At 64.4% G+C, this 19,817-nt stretch carries 21 protein-coding genes; 7 read left to right on the top strand and 14 right to left on the bottom strand.

Annotation, left to right across the window (positions count from 1 at the left end):
- Nucleotide 1: 1 nt before the first annotated feature.
- The gene (locus JWN03_RS08570) at nt 2-661 is read right to left on the bottom strand and encodes an alpha/beta fold hydrolase (RefSeq protein WP_297612274.1); all 660 of its coding nucleotides are present in this window, start codon (nt 659-661) and stop codon (nt 2-4) included.
- A 72-nt stretch (nt 662-733) separates the two neighbouring features.
- On the opposite strand from JWN03_RS08570, the gene JWN03_RS08565 reads away from it, so the two are divergent.
- Nucleotides 734-1,282 (top strand): PadR family transcriptional regulator, encoded by a 549-nt coding sequence (locus JWN03_RS08565; RefSeq protein ID WP_297612271.1) that lies wholly within the window; start codon nt 734-736, stop codon nt 1,280-1,282.
- Nucleotides 1,283-1,290: 8 nt separating this feature from the next.
- On the opposite strand, the gene JWN03_RS08560 is transcribed toward JWN03_RS08565, so the two are convergent.
- The 4 genes from JWN03_RS08560 to JWN03_RS08545 are packed head-to-tail and all read right to left on the bottom strand — an operon-like array spanning nt 1,291 to nt 5,145.
- On the bottom strand, nt 1,291-2,283 hold the full coding sequence (locus JWN03_RS08560) for a hypothetical protein (protein WP_297612268.1): 993 nt from the start codon (nt 2,281-2,283) through the stop codon (nt 1,291-1,293).
- Entirely contained in the window at nt 2,280-3,113 is an 834-nt protein-coding gene (locus tag JWN03_RS08555) for a hypothetical protein (RefSeq protein WP_297612265.1), read from the bottom strand. Before JWN03_RS08555 ends, JWN03_RS08560 begins: the two co-directional genes overlap by 4 nt.
- Nucleotides 3,110-4,147, bottom strand: a complete 1,038-nt coding sequence (locus JWN03_RS08550) for a hypothetical protein (RefSeq protein ID WP_297612263.1) — start codon at nt 4,145-4,147, stop codon at nt 3,110-3,112. The genes JWN03_RS08555 and JWN03_RS08550 overlap by 4 nt, the downstream gene beginning before the upstream one ends.
- Nucleotides 4,144-5,145 (bottom strand): hypothetical protein, encoded by a 1,002-nt coding sequence (locus tag JWN03_RS08545; RefSeq protein ID WP_297612261.1) that lies wholly within the window; start codon nt 5,143-5,145, stop codon nt 4,144-4,146. The genes JWN03_RS08550 and JWN03_RS08545 overlap by 4 nt, the downstream gene beginning before the upstream one ends.
- A gap of 270 nt (nt 5,146-5,415) precedes the next feature.
- On the opposite strand from JWN03_RS08545, the gene JWN03_RS08540 reads away from it, so the two are divergent.
- The 3 genes from JWN03_RS08540 (at nt 5,416) to JWN03_RS08530 (ending at nt 7,980) form a co-directional block, all read left to right on the top strand.
- The gene (locus tag JWN03_RS08540; RefSeq protein WP_297612259.1) at nt 5,416-6,900 is read left to right on the top strand and encodes an FAD-dependent oxidoreductase; all 1,485 of its coding nucleotides are present in this window, start codon (nt 5,416-5,418) and stop codon (nt 6,898-6,900) included.
- Between the two features lie 84 nt (nt 6,901-6,984).
- Complete coding sequence (locus JWN03_RS08535; protein WP_297612257.1) at nt 6,985-7,554, top strand: MarR family winged helix-turn-helix transcriptional regulator; 570 nt, start codon at nt 6,985-6,987, stop codon at nt 7,552-7,554.
- A gap of 21 nt (nt 7,555-7,575) precedes the next feature.
- Nucleotides 7,576-7,980: a nuclear transport factor 2 family protein gene (locus tag JWN03_RS08530; RefSeq protein ID WP_297612253.1), complete on the top strand. Its 405-nt coding sequence runs from the start codon at nt 7,576-7,578 to the stop codon at nt 7,978-7,980.
- On the opposite strand, the gene JWN03_RS08525 is transcribed toward JWN03_RS08530, so the two are convergent.
- From JWN03_RS08525 to JWN03_RS08505, 5 genes are all read right to left on the bottom strand, one after another.
- The gene (locus JWN03_RS08525; protein WP_297612250.1) at nt 7,944-9,020 is read right to left on the bottom strand and encodes a cytochrome P450; all 1,077 of its coding nucleotides are present in this window, start codon (nt 9,018-9,020) and stop codon (nt 7,944-7,946) included. The two genes, JWN03_RS08530 and JWN03_RS08525, sit on opposite strands and share 37 nt — an antisense overlap.
- A 235-nt stretch (nt 9,021-9,255) precedes the next feature.
- Nucleotides 9,256-9,708 carry a hypothetical protein gene (locus JWN03_RS08520; protein WP_297612247.1) on the bottom strand — a complete coding sequence of 151 codons (453 nt, stop codon included), beginning with the start codon at nt 9,706-9,708 and terminating at the stop codon, nt 9,256-9,258.
- Entirely contained in the window at nt 9,705-10,532 is an 828-nt protein-coding gene (locus JWN03_RS08515) for an alpha/beta fold hydrolase (RefSeq protein WP_297612245.1), read from the bottom strand. The genes JWN03_RS08520 and JWN03_RS08515 overlap by 4 nt, the downstream gene beginning before the upstream one ends.
- Nucleotides 10,529-11,047, bottom strand: a complete 519-nt coding sequence (locus tag JWN03_RS08510; protein WP_297612468.1) for an SRPBCC family protein — start codon at nt 11,045-11,047, stop codon at nt 10,529-10,531. The genes JWN03_RS08515 and JWN03_RS08510 overlap by 4 nt, the downstream gene beginning before the upstream one ends.
- Nucleotides 11,004-11,366: an ArsR/SmtB family transcription factor gene (locus JWN03_RS08505; RefSeq protein ID WP_297612243.1), complete on the bottom strand. Its 363-nt coding sequence runs from the start codon at nt 11,364-11,366 to the stop codon at nt 11,004-11,006. Before JWN03_RS08505 ends, JWN03_RS08510 begins: the two co-directional genes overlap by 44 nt.
- A 101-nt stretch (nt 11,367-11,467) precedes the next feature.
- On the opposite strand from JWN03_RS08505, the gene JWN03_RS08500 reads away from it, so the two are divergent.
- Nucleotides 11,468-13,207: an N-acyl-D-amino-acid deacylase family protein gene (locus JWN03_RS08500; protein WP_297612241.1), complete on the top strand. Its 1,740-nt coding sequence runs from the start codon at nt 11,468-11,470 to the stop codon at nt 13,205-13,207.
- The gene (locus tag JWN03_RS08495) at nt 13,208-13,819 is read left to right on the top strand and encodes a TetR/AcrR family transcriptional regulator (RefSeq protein ID WP_297612239.1); all 612 of its coding nucleotides are present in this window, start codon (nt 13,208-13,210) and stop codon (nt 13,817-13,819) included.
- 43 nt (nt 13,820-13,862) lie between these two features.
- Here the strand turns inward: JWN03_RS08495 and JWN03_RS08490 are convergent, their stop codons facing one another.
- From JWN03_RS08490 to JWN03_RS08475, 4 genes are all read right to left on the bottom strand, one after another.
- The gene (locus JWN03_RS08490) at nt 13,863-14,138 is read right to left on the bottom strand and encodes a hypothetical protein (RefSeq protein ID WP_297612236.1); all 276 of its coding nucleotides are present in this window, start codon (nt 14,136-14,138) and stop codon (nt 13,863-13,865) included.
- Between the two features lie 152 nt (nt 14,139-14,290).
- Nucleotides 14,291-15,796: a MutS-related protein gene (locus JWN03_RS08485; protein WP_297612233.1), complete on the bottom strand. Its 1,506-nt coding sequence runs from the start codon at nt 15,794-15,796 to the stop codon at nt 14,291-14,293.
- Entirely contained in the window at nt 15,793-17,271 is a 1,479-nt protein-coding gene (locus JWN03_RS08480; RefSeq protein WP_297612230.1) for a MutS-related protein, read from the bottom strand. The genes JWN03_RS08485 and JWN03_RS08480 overlap by 4 nt, the downstream gene beginning before the upstream one ends.
- A gap of 97 nt (nt 17,272-17,368) precedes the next feature.
- Complete coding sequence (locus tag JWN03_RS08475) at nt 17,369-18,562, bottom strand: MFS transporter (RefSeq protein ID WP_297612227.1); 1,194 nt, start codon at nt 18,560-18,562, stop codon at nt 17,369-17,371.
- A 389-nt stretch (nt 18,563-18,951) separates the two neighbouring features.
- Between JWN03_RS08475 and JWN03_RS08470 the strand changes: the two genes are divergently transcribed.
- A complete protein-coding gene (locus JWN03_RS08470) occupies nt 18,952-19,767 on the top strand; it encodes a class I SAM-dependent methyltransferase (protein WP_297612224.1) in 816 nt (271 codons plus the stop codon).
- Nucleotides 19,768-19,817 lie beyond the last annotated feature (50 nt).

Below are 19,817 nucleotides of genomic sequence, written 5' to 3'. Positions count from 1 at the left end.
ATTATTCCTCCAGCAGGATCCGCAGGAGAGCTTCGGGGGCTTCGGCGACTATGTTGTGTGCCGTCGGCAGGGTGTGCACGTGCCAGTCGGGGTCATGGCGAAGTCGTTCGTAGAGCTCGGTGAAAGGCGTTCCCGCCCAGCCGCTCAAGTAGATGTAGTCCTTGCGGTCGACCTTCGGTGGGCCGGTGAGCCGGATCTTCTGAAGAAACGATCCGAGCGGGTGCGGGGTTCGCCGGGTATCCGGGCCCGGCGGCGGCTCGACGCTGTAACCGTCGCCCCGTGCCCCCTGGATGAACAGCTCCCGGAAGCCCTGACTCGTCAGTTCGAAGCAGGACTCGCCGTCGACAGGGACGTAGGAGTCGCTGTAGATCAGCCGCCGGATGCGCCCGGGGAGGCGGTCCGCCACTCCGGTGATGACCATCCCGGAGTAGCTGTGCCCGAGGAGCACGGCGTCGTGGATGTCTTCGGCCTCGATCAGGCTCACCACATCCTGAATGTGGGTGTCCAGATTGGTGGTCGAGGTGCGTAGGTGGGCTCGATCGCCCAGACCTGTGAGTGTCACGGGGAAGGCCGAGTGTCCTTGGCTCCGAAGGGTTTCGACGATGGGCTCGTAGTACCACCCGCCGCGCCAGGCGCCGGGAATCAGGATGAACGTTGTCATGGCAGTGACTCTAATCGAGGCACTCGATTAGAGTCAACACTATTAGTGAGCACAACTTGGTAGGGTGACGAGGTGCTGACCTTGAGCGTTCTGGGATTCCTCGCGGAGGAGCCGCTGCATGCCTATGAGCTCCGCGCCCGTATCTCGGGTTTGTCGGGCCATGTCCGCCCGGTCAGCGACGGGGCGCTCTACCCCGCACTGAATCGGCTGCGCAATGCCGGGCTGCTGGACCGGCAGGAGGAACCGGGTCGCGGAGCCACTCCGCGGCAGGTGCTTTCGCTCACCGCCGCAGGCCATGCCGAGTTGCTCCGCAGGCTTCGCGAGCCGGCCGAAGTCGAGATCACCGACCGCAACTCGTTCCTCGTGCTGCTCGCCTTCCTCAGCCGTCTGCCCGATCCGGCCGACCAGGCCCGGGTCCTGCAGCGCCGGCTGGAGTTCATGGACGGGCCGGCCAGCTACTTCTACGCGGACGGCAAGCCCGTGCGCGCCACCGAGATGAACGACCGATTCCGCAAGGGCATGCTCACCCTCGCCGGAGTCACCAGCCGTGCCGACCGTGCCTGGCTGGAGGCCACGATCGCCGACCTTTTGGGGGAATCCCCTTCTCCTGAACAGGGATAGACAGACGCTCAGTCCTCCGGGCCCAGTTCGACGACGGTGCCCGGGTGGGCCAGGGAGGCGACGGTGATGTGGCCACCCTTGGCCTGATCGATGATCTGGCCCTGCCAGGCGACGAGGCAGGAGGCGGCCTCGCTGTTGTAGGCGTGGTCGAGGATCGGGGCGAGGGACTTGGCGAAGTCGCCTTCGGCGGCGATGAGCTGCGCGCGGTAGGGGCCGTAGTAGGGCAGGATTGCCTGCAGGACAACGGCTTCCACGGCCTGCACATTGGCGATGATCGGATCGATCAGCGGCTGATTCTGGGTGATGATCGGCGCGATCTCGGCCAGCACCGGCCCCGCCAGCTGCAGAATCGGCTGATATACCGAGCCGAGTGCGAACGCCTCCGAGGAGAACGGCCCGGCCAGGGGAGCCAGGCCGATCAGCGACGCCAGCCCGCCCTGTTGCTTCGGTGCGGGCCAGCCCAGTGGGCAGGCCGGCTGGGTTTCGACGGGTCTGGTGGAGAACGGGTTGCCCGCGGCGAGCGGTATCGAACCATCCTGTCCGGGAACCTGATTCAGCGGCACGGACGCATTAGGTGATGTGCCCCCGCCCAGCGGTACGGAGGCGTTCGGAGCGGTTCCTTGACCAAGTGGCACCGAAGCACTCGGAGCTCCACCCTGGCTCAGCGGAACAGCAGCGCTCGGGCCTGTGCCCTGACCGATCGGCACGGCGGCATTCGGCGCCTGGCCCAGGGGGACAGCGGCATTCGCGGCTCCGGGCGTTACCGTACCGGGAGCAGCGGCACCGTCGGCGAGCGGCGCGGGTGCTACTTCCACCGTGCTCGAAGCTGCCGACGTTGTGGTCGTCGACTGTTCCTTCGCAACCACGGTCGTTGTGGCGTGGTCATCGGCGTGAACCGTCAAAGTGGTGACCGCGGCGGCACTGCCGACCACGGTCAGGGCGGCGATGGCACGGATGGCCGCGACCACCGCCGGTCGGCGATTCTTTTCGGCGGAAGTCATCGGCCGGTACTCCTCGGTGTTGTCGCGGGGGAACCCGCGGCGTCGGGTTCGTAAACGCCTGCCAGATGCCAGACGCCGGTGAAGCCGTTGAACGGACCCCCGACGATGAGGCTGGTCCACTGGAGCGTGAAGGCGCGGGTCTTCGGGTCGTAGGTGCCGGTCGCCGAAGGTCCTTGGGCGGCATCGGGACTCGGCCGGTCGAACCATCGCTGGGCGACCCAATCCCAGGCCTTCTGCACCTGTTCGGCGCCGGCGACCTGTGCGCCCTGCTTCTCCGGCGGCTTGGGTGCACCCTGATTGAATTCCTGATCGTTCCAGGACGCGGCCCACGCGGACAGATCGGCGGTGAGCTTCCCGTTGTTGTCGGTCACGGTCGGCGGCGGCACCGCGCGCTGGGTCTGCGGATCGACCGCATTGGTGGAGGTGCCGAATTCCACGGCGAAGAACTTGGTCGGCTTGGTGATGGAGGCCGCCAGCGAATTGCCCTGCGCGAAACTGGGATTGGGCTCACTCTGATAACCGCCGACGCGCAGTCCGCCCGCCGTTCCCGGTTCCAGCAGTGTGGTCGAGCCGCCCTGTGCTGGCGAATCGCCATTGGGCATGTACGGCCCGTTCTCGGGTGTCCCGCCCGGCTGCACCATGCGGAACCAGGTGCCGGTGACGGCGCTACCGTTCGCCGCGCCGGGGGTGAAGCGCAGCAGTCCGGCGAGCTGCTCCGGTCCGCTCGTGGTCTTCGCGGAATCGTCGCTCCCGCAACCGGTTGCGAGCACCGCGGTGGCGGCCAGCACGACCGTGAATGCGCGGCCGGTAGTGCGTCCGAAAATCCTCACTTGGAGGTACCTCCCCTGGAACCGCCGCGGCGAGAACCGATCAGTGCCGGCCGCAGCCCCGCGGCAGCGACCGCCAGGGCGAGGAATCCGGGAATCACAAAGCCCCAGCCGAGGCCGCGAAAGGCCGTGATGCCAAGCGGCTCGGTCGAATCATTGAGTGCGACAACCGCATCGAAATTGCCGACATTGTCGTTCAGTACGCCGACCAGCGCGGCGAACCGTGCGGTCATTGGCTGCCAGCGCGCCTCGAGCGCCGTGATGCCGGTGCGATCGGCCTCCGGCCGGGCCGTCTTCAGCGCACTCACATAGCGACTGTTGAGCTCCCCGTCCGCGGCGACCATGGTGACGAAATAGCCTTGCACCGTGCGGACTTCGTCGTGCGTGAGAATCGGCCGGAAGTCATTGACGAGCGGCTGCGCCGCCGGAGCGGCCTGGAACAGGCCACCGGTGAGCGGAACCGCGAGCAAGGCCAACCCGGCCAAGGTCGCTGCCCCGTGCCAGACCACACCGCGCTTGCCGTTCCGTGCGGCCTGCAGCCCGAAGCCGCCCGCCGCGATCAGCACCACGCCGGGCAGCGCGAGCAACCAGGGCAACACCCCGAAAGGTGCTGTGCTGGAAAGCTTCCGGTAGTTGTCCTGATTGGCGTCGATCGAGTCGACCATCCCGGACAGGTTGGCATGAATGCTCGGATAGTCCTGGACGAACTTGTCGACGTACTGGAAATTGCCGGGCTGTCCACCGTTCGCCTGAATCGCGAGGACGTTCGTGCGGGCGTCGTCGAGTACGCGCAGATCATCCCGATAGTCCTGAATGCTCTTCGAGGCGATATAAGGATGGAAGGCGTCGATCATGGCTTCGCCCTTGATCGCCCGGGGAAACATGCCGGTCATCAGCGGTGCGGCCACCAGCAGCGCGCCCAGCACGATCAGCACGACGAACGGCCAGCGGGCTGCCACCCGGTCGGGCGCGCGTTCGATGGTGGAGACGAATTCGCCGTACGCGGGCAGTGCGGACGAGGGTGGTGCGGTGGTCATCGCCGGATCCGGATCCTTGCGAGGCGTCCGGCGCTGAAGAACGCGGCGGTACCGACCACGGCAACCACGAACAGCACCGGTATCAGCCATGAATTGCGCTGATTGCGTGGAATTTCCACGCTCTGGGCGAGGGGGGCCGGATTGGCCTGCGCGGTCCGGAGGAGCGATGCGGGCTCGGCGCCCTGGGCATCGACCGGCGCGGGTGCGGCATTGGCCGGCTGCTGTGCCGGAACAGCGGCTTGCGCCGGCGCTACGGCCTGCGGTGCTGCTCCCTGCGGTGCGGCCGGTGCGATCGTGGCCGTTGCGGGCGCGGCCTGCAACCCGCCACCCCGATACTGCCCCGCCAGATGCCACAGTCCGGTGAAGTTGTTGAACGGCCCGCCGACGATCTGACTGGTCCATTCGATGACGAAATTGCCTGCCCCGTCGATGCTTCCGCTGATCGGGCTGGTCTTGCCCGGCAGTCCGCCACCGGGCTTCGGCGATCCTTGATTGAACAGCTGGTTGTTCCAGGTGACGCCGAGGCTGCTCAAATCACCCGAGAGGTGCCCGCCGTCGCTGTAGATCTGCGGCAGTCCGGCGCCCGTTCCGGTCTGCGGGTCGGTCGAATTGGTGGCCGTCGCGAAGTCGACGCCGTAGAACCGCACCGGTGTGGTGACCCGTCCCGACACCGCATTGCCCGCTCCGTCGAATGCCGCCGCGGGTTGTGGCTGATAACTACCGCTGACCAGTCCGCCGTCGCTGCCCGCGGACAGTGGAGTCACCGTTTGATCGCTGCACCGCGAATCACTGTTCTGCAGGTACGGCCCGTTCGCATCGCCGGTGGGCAGGATCATCCGGAAGAAGCTCCCGGTGACGACCCCGTTCGCGCAGACCCCCGAGGAGAGCGCGAACAGCCCGTTGAGCGGCGCGGGTTCCGCATGCGCGACCGGCGCGGCCAGGGCGGCGAGCCCGAGCGCGGCCAGGCCCGCAGCAAACCGATACGAATTCCGTGCCATAACTTGTCCCTCGATTGATTCGGCGCTGATGTACTCCAAGTGTTCGGACAGCACACCCATAGCAACTCGAGTCGGCCCAAAAGTAACCCCTTGAAGTCACAGTGAACGGAATCCGGTAAAGCCCTGTTAATTGCCTGTGAGAAGGGTGTGCGGCCCGGTCGCGGGGCGACTATTGGTAAGTACGAGATCCGTTGCGGTCCTGCGCCGGTGGCCGGACCGAAGGACCGATCTTGTACTGCACCAACCAGTAACGTGGGGAGGTCGTACCAGATGAGGGATAGGAGCCGAGCGATAGATACCACCGATATCGCCATTTCACGCAGCATGTTTCTGCGCGGAGCACTCGGGATCGCAGTGGCTGGTTGGGCATCTGCCAGCGAGTTGCCTGCGCATGCCGACCCTTCACCGTCGTCGGCCGAGTTGGCCGCCGCAGCGGATTGGGATGAGTTGCAGAACCACATCGAGGGCCGCGTGGTGCGTGCCGACGATGCGGATTACGGGATGGCCAAGCAGATCTTCAACACTCGGTTCGACGATGAGACGCCCACCGCGGTTGTGCAGGTGGCGAACGTCGACGATGTTGCGGCGGCGGTGACGTTCGCGGCGCAGAACAAGCTGCGCCTGGCTGCCCGTTCCGGTGGACATTCGTACGCGGGGGTCTCTTCGGCGACCGGGGTGATGATCATCGACCTGCGCGGGCTGACGGGTGTCGATTACCACGATGGGTCGGCGGTGGTCGCGCCCGCGCTCACTTTGAGCGAGGTGTATCGGGAACTCGACCAGTACGGACAGACGATTCCGGCCGGTATGTGCCCGTCGGTCGGTGTCGGCGGACTCGCACTGGGCGGCGGTCTGGGGTTCGAGTCGCGCCGGTACGGCATGACCTGTGATCGGATCAGCGCGGCCACGCTGGTATTGCCCGACGGCACGGTGACCGAGGTGTCGGCGACTTCCCGCCCGGATCTGTTCTGGGCATTGCGGGGTGGCGGCCACTTCCTCGGCGTGGTCACCTCCTTCACCTTCAATACCTGTGAGGCGACTGCCAAAGATGTTGTGGCGCTGACTTTTCCCGGGGAACTTGCCGCGCAGGCCATTGCGGGCTGGGCGGAGTGGGTGCGCGGCGCCGACCATGAGCAGTGGGCCGATATCAGCGTGGACGCCGATGGTCACGGCGGGCTGCGCTGCTGGGTGCAATTGGTCTGTCCCGCCGGTGCGGGTGCTCTCGCCGGTGCGGCGCTGGCCGGCACGATGAAGATGTTGCCACTGACGGTGGACGCTCGCACGCTGTCCCATATGGATGCAGTCACCTACCTGGCCGGTGGCAGCGATACCGAACCCCGCGCGAGCTTCAACAACGGTTCCGACATCGTCAAGGAGCTGTCCTCCGATGTGATCGCGGTGATCATCGAGGCGATCACCATGTTCTCCCGGGACGGCAATACCGGGTGGGTGCAGATCAACACGCTCGACGGTGCGATCCGCGACACAACCACCGCCGACGCTGCGTTCCCGTGGCGCAATCACGCCGCGATGGTGGAGTGGGGCTGCTATGAACCCACCCCGACAGACATAGCACGCGCGTGGGTTCTCGAAGCCCATCAGTTGATCAAATCCGCCACGTCGGGTGCCTATGTGAACTACCTCGAGCCCGGTGATCCGGTCGACCGCTATTTCGGAGACAACTTCGACCGCCTGGACACGATCCGCACTCAGCTCGACCCCAACAACCGGATTTACACGGCGCTCGTCAACTGACCTGCAGCCGACCGGGTTTCGAGGAGGCAACGGCGTTCGCGGGCTTGCCGTTGCCCGCTCGGGAACTTAGCGTAGTCATTCATAATGAATGACGTACATAAAATTCCTGAGCGAACAGCGAGCGATGCGGACGGCCTGCTGTACGACCCCGGCGTCCGGAAATCCATGCAGATACTGGCAACAGACAGCGAGATCGGCTCGCTGGAAGCGGCTGCGGCACTTCGTTCGGCCTGGCAGGCCGTCGACCGCCTGCGCTCCAAAGGCGCGGGCGGTCGCGGGCTGAGCACCGGCGCATTGGATGTGCTCGGTCGGCTCAAGGTTTCCCATCATGACTTGAGCATCGGAGATCTGGCTCGCGTGTGCGGAGTGAGTTCGCGCAATGTCACCGGATTGGTCGACACCCTCGCGGGCAACGGTCTGGCCGAGCGTGTTCCGGATCCACACGATCGCCGCGCGGTGCGCGTCAGGATCACCGCGGCCGGGCACGCGTGGCTGGAGTCCTTCCGGCAGCCGACCGACCGGGCGATGTCGGCGATCTTCGCCGGATTCACGCCGGAGGAACTCGCGCAGTTGCGTCACCTGTGCCTGCGAGTCGTCGACAACCAGCGCGCAATCGAGCAGTACCTCAACGGCACTCAGCCCTCGACTCCATAGACCGGCTACGCAGGAGACACGATGACGACCACCTCACCGACCCAGCAAGCCGTCGAGGCTTACCACCGGGCGCGCTTCCGGGCCGATATTCCGGCCGCCGCCGAACAACTCGCGCCCGGCTTCTCCTTCCGCAGCCCCTTCATCGAATCCGACAGCCCGACAGGCCATCTCGCGGGTATCGAACAACTCGTCCAGATCATCGACCACATCGACATGATCAGCGCGTTGTACAGCGACACCGACGCGGTGCTGATCTACGACCTGCACACCAACTCGCCGGTCGGAATCCAGCGCACCGCAGAGCATTTCCGGCTCGACGACGGTTCCATTACCGCGATCACCCTCATCTTCGACTCGGCGCCTTGGCAAGCCATCATGGCCGCCCCGGATCAGGCTGCGATCATTCGCAATTCGGCCAAGGCGTAGGTCAACCAGCTCGAGCGCAGCCGGTAGTCCGCTCGCGGACCGATCACGCCCAGGTGCGGATACCGGTGCAGGACAGCGCGTGCCGCATGCTGAGCTTGCAATTCGGCAAGTTTCGCACCCAGGCAGTAGTGACGGCCGTACCCGAACACCAGATCCGCCTTCCCGACTCCGGCGGGATCGAGGTGCGCCGACCGCAGCGACAGAAACACCGTGTGCCCGCGCGGGATGGTCACGCCGTTGACCTCGAGGTCGGCGGTGGGGAAGCGGCGCAGCGAGTAGTTCATCGGCGAACCCTCATGGATCAACTGCCGGATCAGCTTCGCGAATTCGTCCGGCCGGTCGAGGATTTCGCGTGCGTGCGCCTGGTGATTGCGGACAAGTTCGTCGAGCGCGAACGCGGTCACGCTGATGGTGTTCTCGAATCCACCGACGATGGTGATGAACGCGAGGCTCATGAGCTCGTTCTCGGTGAGCCTGTCCTCGCCATCGCGGGTGGCGATCCAGGCCGAGAGCAGATCGTCGCCGGGTGCGCGGCGTTTGTCGGCGATGACACCGGACAGCAGCCCCAGCAGAGTTGTCATCGACTTGTGGGTTTCCTCGCTGTCGGGGGAGGAGTCCAGGCGTAGCAGCAGCGAGGACGCATCCCGGAACGCCCCCAACTGCTCGCGCGGCAAACCCAGCAGCGCCCCCGTCACCCGCGCGGGCAGCGGTTCACACAACCCGTCCATGAAGTCGATTTCCCCGTTGGCGGGCAGTGCGGTGACCAACTCGGAAACGGCCTCCACCACCATTTTTTCGTGCGCGACATGATTGCGCGGCGCGAACGCCTCGGCAGCAAGTTTGCGGATCCGCCGATGCTCCTCGCCATCCATATTCAGCAGATTGGCATCCAACGCCGGCGGCAACTTCTTCCCGCGATACCCGGTCGTGCTGTCCGCCTTCGCCGCCGACATGCGCGGGTCCGCAAGCAAGCGAGTCACCGCCTCGTACCCGGTCACCACCCACACCGGCGAACCGTCCGGCAACTCCGCCTGATGCACCCCGGCTCCACGGGTCCGGAGGTCCTCATGAAGCTCATCAACAGCATGGATCCCAGCCTGAAACGGACAACTCCCCAGCAATGTCATGCCCGCCAGTCTGCCAACTCCCGGGCCGATCCACCGCGCAGCCACCAATCCGCGTGTGCCTCGAGGTATCTCGACCGCTCGGCAGCGGTGTACGTGGTCGCCGAGAGTCGGTGCAGGAAGCGAGGATCCGATAAGTCTGAAGTCCTGTTCAGAGGGCAAGTCTCATTCCGGTTACCCGGTAGCCGCCGCCATCGGGATAGAACCACTCGCCAATCATCGTGTCGTCATCGGTGAATGTGCCGAGATAATATGTCCCGGAGTCCTTTTCGCCTGCCCAGATGGTGATATCGTCGCCGGTCAGCTCGTAGACGTAGTCGAAGGTGTTGCCCATCGTGTCGTAGTAGCGGGATCGTATTTCCTCGGTCGGCTGCTCTCCGAAGGATCTCAGGTGGCCGATGATCTCAATTCCCTTGATGCTCAGCCCGTTTTGCTGGAGATCGACGCGCTGCATCAGGAAGAATCCGCCTTCCATCCATTCGAAGGTGATCGTTCCTTCGGCGCCGCCGCTCACCGTCCAGGTGCCGACCATCCTGTTCATGACTCGGAGATCCGGGTCGGGCACCGGAAGGTCCGGCATGCCGTCGGTTTCGTTCGTGGTCATTGCAGTCCATCCAGGAAGAATTCACTGGCTGTGGCGGCAATGCCTTTGGGGCGCATCATTACCGAGGCGTGGCTGTCGCCGGTCAGCGATCGATATGTGGTCCGGGGGAGGGATTCCGCAAGGGACTTGGCGCCGTCATGGAAGAAGGCCGGGCTCTTGCTGCCCACCGCCACCAGGATCGGGGCTTCCACCCCTGCCCACCGCTCGACGGGCAGGGGTTTGCCGGATTGTGTGCCCGCGACGATTGCCAGGTCGTAGGGAAGGGTGTGGGCGATAGCAGCCATCTTGGACCATCCGGGCATGAACAGCCGCATCATCGTGACCGCGAATGCCGGCATTCCCATGCCTTTGGTGAAGAAGAGTTTGACCGCGTCATTCCGGCGATCTGCCGAGACCGACTGTTCGGCCTCCTCGGCGAGTCCCTCCGGCACCGGCGGTCGGCTGCTGTCGATGATGAACGGTGGTTCGTACAGGAGGACACCACCGACTCGTGCGCCGAGTTCGGCGGTCGCGTCGAGTGCGAGGACCGCTCCGGACGAGCTGCCGAAGAGGAAAGCACGGCCGCCCGAAGCGTCGATCAGCGCTGCGATGTCTTCTATCTCGCGCTCGGTCGCGTACGGCTGGGTGTCGCCGCTGTCTCCGCGACCACGGCGATCGTAGTTGACGACCGTAAAATTCCCTGTCAGCAATTTCGCCAGCTTTGTGGTGCCCGAATGATCCGCCAGCGCAGCGGACACGATAATGAGTACTGGACCGGCACCGGACTGCTCGAATGTGATGCGTGTGCCATCTTTCGATGTCACAGTTGACGATTCGGTGCTCATGTCGTAGATCCTTTCGCCTTGTGGCTTGTCAGCAATTCATCGAATCGATCGAGTGTCATGCTGAAGCCTTCGGCCATGCCGAGCTTCGCCATGGATTCCATCTCCTCATCCGTGGTGAATTGCGTACGCACGAGCATCTGCGTGTTTTCGCCGTGATCGAGAAGTCGCACGGTAACCGTTCGCTGACTGTGCCCGACTATGTTTCCGTCGGCATCGGAGAACGATTCGACATAGGTGAGCTGGGAAGGCTTCTCGATATTGCGATAGACAGCGCGGCCCCAGACCTCTTCCTCCTGGTCATCGGGCCGCATGCAGTAGTGCCACAGGCCGCCGGGGCGAACGTCCATCTGATAGACGGTGGTCGTCCACCCTCGTGGACCCCACCAGCGCGCGATATGCGCCGGACTTGTCAGGCCGTTCCATACCAGAGCCCTCGGCGCGTGCAGCACGCGCTCGATGGTGATTTCCCGATTACGCGCGTCCTTCGTAATCCTGGTTTTCCGGTCGAGGTCCATGTTCACCCGCTTCCTCCTTCATGACCTGCAGGTACTTGTCGAAGTCATCGAGTTGTTCCTCCCACACATGTCTGACGCTTTCCAGCCAGGCATCGAGTTCCCGGAAAGGCTCAGCGCGGAGGGCGTAAACACGCCGCTGGGCAATCGGCTGCATCTTGACAAGCCCTGCGTCCCGCAGCGATTGCAGATGTTTGGACACCAGCTGCTGCTTCAGTTCCAGCCGCTCCACGATCTCATTGACAGAGCGGGGACCATCTCGCAGCAGTTCGACGATATGCCTGCGATTCGGCTCGGCGAGTGCACGCAAAGTCGCTTCCATGCCAGAAAGATACCATCGTGGTTGTACAACCAGCAAGTAGTATACGGCACTGAAGTGACCGGGCCTTGACAGTTAGTGACCGATCGGTTGCAATGTTGGGTGTGGGCTACGACACGATCATCAAGGGCGGCCGCTGGTTCGACGGCGCCGGATCCCCTTCTGCCATCCGCCATCTCGGTGTGAGTGGAGATCGCGTTGTCGCGGTTTCCGCGGAGCCGCTCGACGAGACCGATTGCCCGAATGTTGTTGATGCCGCGGGCAAGTGGGTGATGCCGGGGATGATCGACATCCACACCCATTACGACATCGAGGTATTGCAGGCCCCGGGGCTGACCGAGTCTGTGCGGCACGGGATTACGACGGTGATTCTGGGGTCGTGTTCGCTGTCGACGGTGCATGCCGACGCGACCGACGCGGGTGATCTGTTCGGCCGGGTCGAGGCGATTCCACGGCAGCACGTGATCGCAGCCGTCGAGGGGAAGACCTGGAAGTCGGCACGCGAGTACGTCGATGCTCTCGAAGAGCTGCCGTTGGGGCCCAATCTCGGCGCGATGATCGGTCATTCGGATATTCGGACCGCGCTCATGGGGCTGGATCGCGCCACCCGCAAGGAGGTACGGCCCACCGCATCCGAGCAGGCGGCGATGGAAGCCGCGCTCACCGAGGCGCTGGACGCGGGGTTCGTCGGGATGTCGGCCCAGCAGTTGCTGTTCGACAAACTCGACGGTGAGGTCGCCCGCTCGCGCACACTGCCCTCGACCTACGCCCGTGCGCGGGAACGGCGGCGGCTCAATGCGATTCTGCGGCGGCGCGGGCGAGTGTTGCAGGGCGGCCCCGACGTCACCTCACCGCGCAGTATCGCCGCGATGACGTTCAGCAGTGTGGGCCTGTTCCGGCAACAGCTGAAGACCACCCTGATCTCGGCGGCCGACCTCAAAGCGAATCCGCTGCTGGTGCACCTGATGGGCGCGATCACCCGGGTGGTGAACGGGCTGGGCGGCGACTTCCGCTGGCAGCATCTGCCGATTCCGTTCGAGGTGTATGCCGACGGCATCGATCTGGTCATCTTCGAGGAGTTCGGTTCGGGCGCGGCCGCACTGCATCTGGCCGACCAGGTGGAGCGCAATGCCCTGATGCGAGATGAGGCCTACCGCAGGCGATTCCGCAAGGATTACGACTCGAAGTTCGGGATCCGGGTCTGGCATCGGGATTTCTTCGATGCCGAGATCGTGGACTGCCCTGATGCGAGTGTCATCGGCAAGACCTTCGGGCAGGTGGGTGTCGCGCGCGGTGGTCTGCACCCGGTCGACGCATTCCTCGATCTCGTGGTGGAACACGGCATCAAATTGCGCTGGCGCACCACGATTTCCAACCATCGTCCCGAGATGCTCAACAAACTCAGCGCCCATCCCGGGGTGCAGCTGGGGTTCTCGGATGCCGGCGCGCACCTGCGCAATATGGCTTTCTACAACTTCGGCCTGCGGTTCCTGCGGCGGGTGCAGCGCGCGGAACAGGCCGGAAAGCCGTTCCTCACGCTGGAGCAGGCGGTGCGCCGGGTCTCCGGTGAACTCGCCGACTGGTACGGCCTCGACGCCGGATACCTCCGCGAAGGCGATCGCGCCGACGTGCTCATCGTCGATCCGGCCGGCCTGGACCATTCGCTCGAGGCGTACGCCGAATGCCCTGTGCCCACCTACGGAAACCTGCCACGTATGGTCAATCGCAATGACAAAGCCGTGTCGGCCGTGTTCATCGGTGGCCAGTACGTCTTCGGTGACGGGGTGCCCGCCGAGGTCCTGGGCACCGGCCGGACCGGCCGATTCCTGCGAGCTGGAGGCTAATTGACGACCGCGCGACGAACTCAGGCCGAGCGCCGCGCCGCCACCATCACCAAACTTGTGGACGCCACCATCGAGGCCATCGCCGAGATCGGCTACCACAACACCTCCCTGGGCGAGATCAGCAGCCGCGCCGGGGTTTCCAAGGCCGCCATCTTCCGGCACTTCGAATCCCGGACCGACCTGGTGGTGGCCGCCGCGGACGAGGTCCGGCGCCGGCACATGGTCGCGGTCGCGGACCTCCGCCTACCCGAGAGCACCGGTCACCCGGTCGATCTCGCGGCGCTCATGCACTTCATTCGCCGCGAGATCCGCAACACCACCAATGTGGTCTGGCTGGAACTGCTGGTGGCCGCCCGCACCGAACCGGAGTTGCGCGCCCGCCTGGAACCCGTCCTCCGCGGCCTGATGCGCGAGGTCGAGGAAGTCGCGGTGGCCACCCTGAGCCCCGATGTCTCCCCGGACGTGGCCCGCCTCGTGACCACCTCCCTGCTCCACATGTTCGACGGCGAGGCGATCTTCCGCCACACCTACCCCCGCCCCGACCTGGAAGAAGCGCGAATCGACCAGATCGCCAGTGCATTTCACCAATTGACCAGCGTCCGGCAGAACTGAAATTGCCGCGCCCGGCGGGCTTCGACTCCGGCGGCTGCCCGTCTTAGCTCGTGGCACCGAACGGTGCCTCGAACGGACCCTGATTCAGTGGAATACTCCAGCTGGATCCGTTGTCGCACAGCATGATGCAGCCGCCGGGCCAACTTCGTTCGGGCAGGACGTTCGCCGCCGGAGGTGGGTTGCACAGCATGATGCAGCCGCTGTTCAGCGACCCGGATCCCGGGTCGGGGTAGTTCGGTCCGTAGTTCGCGGTCGCAGCTCCCGCGGGAACCAATGCCGCCGCCGCCACGCCGAGCATGACTGCCATGATCCCGGCCATTGTTCCAACACCTCTTCCCACAGCGCAGATTTCGTGCCCGGGCGGTAACTCCGGCGAGAGCCACCACGGCACGACACGCACGCCTTAGCCACCGCGCATCCCGTTCAAACCCGAATCCTGCTGTGGCTCCCCGAAACCCCCGCACCTGGTGCTCATCCCGGTTGACGCGAACCCCCGGCTCTGTCGAATACCTGCCGGAATATCTCGTCGGCGTGACTGCCGGGTTCGGGCGTCCCCGGCGTGATGTGGAAGGTGCGGCTGCCGTTGGGGAGATGTCCGGCGCGCAGGAAAAGGTCTGTCGAATGTGTGGCTTGATCGCGCTGGTGTGCGAACTCGTACAGGTGGGTGACGAAGACGATCTTTACGCCGGCATCGACGAGGGCGTCGATGAGTGGGGCCGCTATCCGGGAGGCGTCGCGTTCGCTGGTCGATGCGAACGATTCATTGCAGAGCAGCAGGGAATTCGGGCCGATCCGGTCGACGATGCTGCGCATTCTTACCAGTTCGTCGACGAGTTTGCCGTGCGCCATGGTGCGGTCTTCATCGGTGACGAAATGGGTGAAAACGCCGTCGCGGATATCGGATTCGAAGCTGTCGGCAATGACGAACATGCCGCATTGCATCATCAATTGCGCCGCGCCGAGGCTGCGCAGGAACGTGGACTTGCCGCCGTTGTTCGCGCCGGTCACGACGAGCAGTGAGCGCGTATCGGCATCCACGTCGTTTCCGATGACTGCCCGATCGGCGGCCAAGGACAAGGTGATGTCGCGCAGTCCGGTGCATCGAAGTCTCGGGGTGCCGGCTGCATGAATGGCCGGAAGGCAGGTCGGTAGTCCCACCTGCGTCAATCGATCGCGCAGGTTGAGACAACCGATGTAGAAGGCTAATTCGGTGCGCAGCCGTAGAAAAAAGTCGTGAACGTGGTCGGCGGCATAACTCACGACTTCCGCGACATCGATGAGCGCTCGGTCTTTCAGCTGCTTGACGGGGTTCAGGCCGGGGTTCGACCTGGCTTCAGGATCCTCGATGGGCTCGAAGGCTCGGCCGGAGCGCCGGTCCAGTCCGAACCGGCCGCGCCGTGGCCGAATCGGCTCGCGCAGCACGATATTCGTAATCTTATTGCCGGTCCCGAGTCCCGCGCCGATATGCACGCCGTGCTCGAAATACAGTGTGGCCAGCGTCGCTTCGACGGCGTCGAGATAGTCATCGTCGAACCGCTCGATGACCGTCGTCATCAGATCGCTCAGTCCGGGCGAGCTGAACAGCGCCGCGTGCTGTTCACACAGGGCGCGCAGGCGTCGGAGGCAGGTGATGAGGTCGGTGAGTGGTTGCAGCGCAAGCATGAGTTTGCCGCCTGATCGGCGGCCGACGCCGACCGGCCAGCGCTGAATTCGGGTCGGCTCGACGGAGATCTCGAAAAGCTTCCGTATCACCGCCGGATGGGCGCAGCAGTCGGCCAGTACCGCCTGTCGATGGCGAATTACCTCGGGATCGACAACCGTCGCAGGAAGGATCGTCCGGACCGACTCCAGCACGATCTGGTCATCGGCTGCCATTGCGGCATACAGCGATTCCATTCCCAGGTCGCCGAATGCGCGATCACCGTTGACGGCGACGCGCGGAACCCCGTTGGCCGGATGCAGCAGATTTACTCTCATTGCGCGAACCTCGCCGTGACGAGGTCGTACGTCAGGCCGTATCGCTCGGCGAGCACCACAGCGTGGGCATTCCCGTCGGCCGGTCTGCGTACGATCCGAAATGTTCGCTGTGACGGGTCGTCCGAGTCGGTGGCGGCGACCATGCTGACCGTCGCTGGTCCCGCGTGGGCGAGTTCGTCGAAGAAGGTCACCCACAGGGCAATCGAGCCGCGCGCGATGATCTGATCGAGGACCTCGAATCCGATCTGCATGCCGTCGACAGTGCTTGTCGAGCTGAAGCTTTCGTTCAAGATGATCACGCTGTCGGGAGTGGCCTGTTCGAGTGTGTCTCGCATCCGTTCGAGTTCGGCCAAGAGCCGGCCGTCGGAATCGGCGGCCTGTTCCGCTCGTTCGAAATGCGAGCACAACCGATCCGGTAGGGACAGGCGGGCCGAACGTGCCGGAACCGGGCAACCGAGTGCGGCGAAATAGACGAGCTGACCGAACATCCGCGCAAACGTGGTCTTCCCGCCTTGGTTCGGGCCGGTCACCACCAGAACCCGCTCTGTTTCCGACAGCTGAAAATCGTTGCACACCATTGGCTGTTCCGCGTGACTTCGTCGGCCGGCCAGCGCCAGGTCGAAGGCATGTTCGGCGCGAACCTCATCGGGCTGAATTACCACCTGCGGCAGGCACATAGTCCGGCCGTCGCCGGTGACGCTCCTGACGAAGTCGAGATACAGCAGATAGAAATGAATCTCCCGGTCGAACGCCACCACTCCCGAATCGGTGAACTGCTGGTGCCGCCCGGCGAACTGAGCGAGCCGCCCGAAAGTATCTGGTTGCATGGCTACAACACGATCGAGAATCTGCTCCTCCATCTGATTCATATCGGCCCATTCCGCTTCGGGCCGAAGTGGGGGAGGAGCGCCGGACCCGAAGCGCGCAAACAGATCCGCAATCGCTGTGCTGAAATCCGTTTCCTCGTCAACGGCACCCACCTCGATGGTGTTGTCGACGATCCGGATGCCGTAGCGAACGGTGGCCAGCGCTCGCTGCACATCTCGCACGTCGCCGACAAGACTGCCGAAATCCGAACCGTGAGTGTAGAACTCCACGAAATCGCGCCAGCGCTGCAACGCCCGCGACGACAGCGGCAGCCCGGATATCGCCTCGGCCATCCGCGTGATCGCCATGATGTAAGCCGCAGCCGCGTCGAGCAGCCACCGCTGTTTCTGCAGTGCATGCGTCAGCCGAGCCGATCCGGCCAGACGTCGCCGCACGCGCCGCATCCCTGCGGCGAACTCCACGAATACGGCGCGTACCGCGTCATTTCCGAAGTCGCCGAACACTTCCTGGCGGTACCGCACCGTGTCCCGATCGCGCACCGGCCGGCGAAACAACGCCTCGAGCTCGTACTCGTCCCCATCCCGGAGCACCGCAGCAATCGCCTGATCGATATTGAGATCAGTCAAGGTGTCGTTATCGACGATCACCACCCCGATCCCAGCTGACGGTTCCGGCCACAGAACACTGCCTGCCTGCATCCCCACCTCCGTAACCCTGTGTCCTCCTTGCAGATTAGGGAGATACCTAGCCGGGCGTCAAGCAATCGTTTCTGTGCGAGGTGTCTACAGGCTGGGTCAGCCCCCACACGACCAAGCCGGACAAGGCATAGAACCCACCGAACAAGCAGGAAGCCCACCATCCCCACGAGCTGTACGCCCAAGCGGTCGTGACCGCTCCGAGGGCAGACCCGAGGGAGTAGAACGCCATGTACGCGCCGATGACGCTGCTGGCGCGGTCGGGGTGCGCGGTGGTCAGCAGGTGCTGGCTACTGACGTGCACAGCTTGAACGGCGAAGTCGAGCACGATGACGCCGACAATGAGCAGCGCCAGAGTTGGTCCGGTCCAAGCGATGAGCAGCCAGGACGCAGCGAGTATCAACAGCGCCCAACCGCTGATCGCCTGGGCGCGGCCGGCATCGGCCCACCTGCCCGCCCGGCCGGCCCCGAGAGTTCCTGCGAGCCCGGCCAATCCGAAGAGTCCGATCACTGTACTGCCGAAGGACCAGGGTGCGGCGCCGAGCGGAAGCGCAAGGCCGCTCCAGAGGGTTCCGAAGGACGCGAAGACAAAGAAGGCGATCAGCCCCCGGCTCAGGAACAGCCGATCCGTGGTCACGAGCAGTGCCATGGACCTCAGAATCTGCCCGTACCGATCGCCGGATCTTCTAACGTCCGGATGCAGGCCCACCTGGGCAATCAAGGCGAGCGCCACGCACAGCACGGCGAGCAAGACGTAGACGGCCCGCCAGCCAACCGTGTCACCGAGCACCCCCGCGATAACGCGCACACCAAGGATTCCCATCACCACACCCGAGGTGACAGCACCGATATTGCGCCCCCGCTCACCGGCCGGAGACATCGCAGCGACATAGGCGACAGCCACCTGCACAACAACCGCGAACGCCCCCGCGACCGCAAGCCCCACCACCGCGACCGAGCCGTTCGGTGCGACGGCCGTAATCGCGGCCCCCATCGCGGTCAGCGCCAGCAGCCCGCCGATCAGCCGCCGCCGATTCAGCAGATCACCAAGCGGCACAAGCAAAATCAGCCCGGCGAAGTAGCCGATCTGCCCAGCCGCAACCAGCCATCCCAGCGACTCCGTCGACAACCCCAGGTCAGCACCCGCCGCCCCCAAGACAGGCTGAATCGCATAGATCGTGGACACCGCCACGGCACTAACCGACGCCAACACCAACCGCTGCGGTCGTGTAACCCCCGTCATCGCACCTCCAAAGAGTAGCAAAATGAAACCAATCCAACATAGGAGGTATTGGTTTCGAATTGCAACTCAATGGGAGGGTTCAGCCCAGGTATGGCTGGGCGGATGAAAGCTGATGTCGTAACCCATATTTGGCCGCCCCATCATCATCGTTTGTCGCGGCCACTGTAGTAGGACCGGCTGACAGGGCCCACTTCGCGACGCCACCGCTGTCCGTCGGCTGCAGTTCGTGGCCACACCGGACGAGAACTTCGATGTCCTGTCATGCCGATGAGCGGAAGTTCCGAAGCCCTCGTTCGAAGTTGTTCTAGCAGTGTGGATTCGATCACTTGGCACCGGAGTAGACCGGCAAACCAGCCTTCGGCTCATGACGCCGGGCTTAGCGTCTGGGGATGAGCTGGTCTTCATCAATTTCCTCGCCGGGTGACCCGCACTACACGCTGCCGAACGAATGGGATTTCGCTGACGAACGCCTTGCCCTGCTCGGCGCGGCCTATGACTCAGGAAGTATCGCGCTCGCGCAACGGCTCGGTGTGCGTGCGGGATGGCGGTGCCTGGAAGCCGGAGCAGGCGGCGGGTCCTTCGCACGATGGCTGTGTAGTGCCGCACTGCCCGACGGTCGAGTGCTCGCGGTTGATGCCGACCCGCGTCACCTCACCGATCTACCCGGCCGCGGTGGCGAAGTCGCCCAGCTCGACCTTGTCGCCGACGACATCCCTGAACGCGCATTCGATTTCGTCCACACCAGATTCGTACTGCTGCACATTGCCGACAGAGACATCGTTTTGGAGCGATTGGCCCGAGCACTGACACCCGGCGGCGTTCTCCTGCTCGAAGAAGGCGATGGGCTCGGTGTACTCGATGAAATGCCAGGTGCATTCGGTGAAGTCTGGCGCGCCTTCGCACGCTCGACCGAAATCGCGGGCGCGAGTCAATCGTGGGCCCGGAACTTGCCTGCGCAGCTGGAGGCACTCGGGCTCGTCGATGTTCAGGCCGAGGCGGATATCCCGATGTTTCGCGGAGGCTCACCGATGGCGCGTATGTGGAACCTGACTTGGGTACAAGCCCACGACACCTTGGTTGCTCGTGGTGTCCGACCCGAGGTGATTGCCGCTGCGCAGGCCGAGCTGGAAGACGAACAGCGGTGGCTCTACGCCCCACCTACAGTCCGTGCATGGGCGCGCCGAAACGGCATACCCGATCTGTGAGCGGGCCGTCCGCTACCGCCGGCGTAGCGCGCTGTTCGAACCGGCCACAA

Source organism: Nocardia sp., from assembly GCF_025465275.1.
Taxonomy (GTDB): Bacteria; Actinomycetota; Actinomycetes; order Mycobacteriales; family Mycobacteriaceae; genus Nocardia.
This window is presented reverse-complemented; position numbering and strand designations above follow the sequence as displayed.

Excerpts from the sequence above, each read along its gene's own strand:
- JWN03_RS08570 (WP_297612274.1), bottom strand. The coding sequence starts at position 661 with ATGACAACGTTCATCCTGATTCCCGGCGCCTGGCGCGGCGGGTGGTAC.
- JWN03_RS08560 (WP_297612268.1), bottom strand. The coding sequence starts at position 2,283 with ATGACTTCCGCCGAAAAGAATCGCCGACCGGCGGTGGTCGCGGCCATC.
- JWN03_RS08550 (WP_297612263.1), bottom strand. The coding sequence starts at position 4,147 with ATGACCACCGCACCACCCTCGTCCGCACTGCCCGCGTACGGCGAATTC.
- JWN03_RS08545 (WP_297612261.1), bottom strand. The coding sequence starts at position 5,145 with ATGGCACGGAATTCGTATCGGTTTGCTGCGGGCCTGGCCGCGCTCGGG.
- JWN03_RS08540 (WP_297612259.1), top strand. The coding sequence starts at position 5,416 with ATGAGGGATAGGAGCCGAGCGATAGATACCACCGATATCGCCATTTCA.
- JWN03_RS08535 (WP_297612257.1), top strand. The coding sequence starts at position 6,985 with ATGAATGACGTACATAAAATTCCTGAGCGAACAGCGAGCGATGCGGAC.
- JWN03_RS08530 (WP_297612253.1), top strand. The coding sequence starts at position 7,576 with ATGACGACCACCTCACCGACCCAGCAAGCCGTCGAGGCTTACCACCGG.
- JWN03_RS08520 (WP_297612247.1), bottom strand. The coding sequence starts at position 9,708 with ATGACCACGAACGAAACCGACGGCATGCCGGACCTTCCGGTGCCCGAC.
- JWN03_RS08515 (WP_297612245.1), bottom strand. The coding sequence starts at position 10,532 with ATGAGCACCGAATCGTCAACTGTGACATCGAAAGATGGCACACGCATC.
- JWN03_RS08510 (WP_297612468.1), bottom strand. The coding sequence starts at position 11,047 with ATGGACCTCGACCGGAAAACCAGGATTACGAAGGACGCGCGTAATCGG.
- JWN03_RS08505 (WP_297612243.1), bottom strand. The coding sequence starts at position 11,366 with ATGGAAGCGACTTTGCGTGCACTCGCCGAGCCGAATCGCAGGCATATC.
- JWN03_RS08490 (WP_297612236.1), bottom strand. The coding sequence starts at position 14,138 with ATGGCCGGGATCATGGCAGTCATGCTCGGCGTGGCGGCGGCGGCATTG.
- JWN03_RS08485 (WP_297612233.1), bottom strand. The coding sequence starts at position 15,796 with ATGAGAGTAAATCTGCTGCATCCGGCCAACGGGGTTCCGCGCGTCGCC.
- JWN03_RS08475 (WP_297612227.1), bottom strand. The coding sequence starts at position 18,562 with ATGACGGGGGTTACACGACCGCAGCGGTTGGTGTTGGCGTCGGTTAGT.
- JWN03_RS08470 (WP_297612224.1), top strand. The coding sequence starts at position 18,952 with ATGAGCTGGTCTTCATCAATTTCCTCGCCGGGTGACCCGCACTACACG.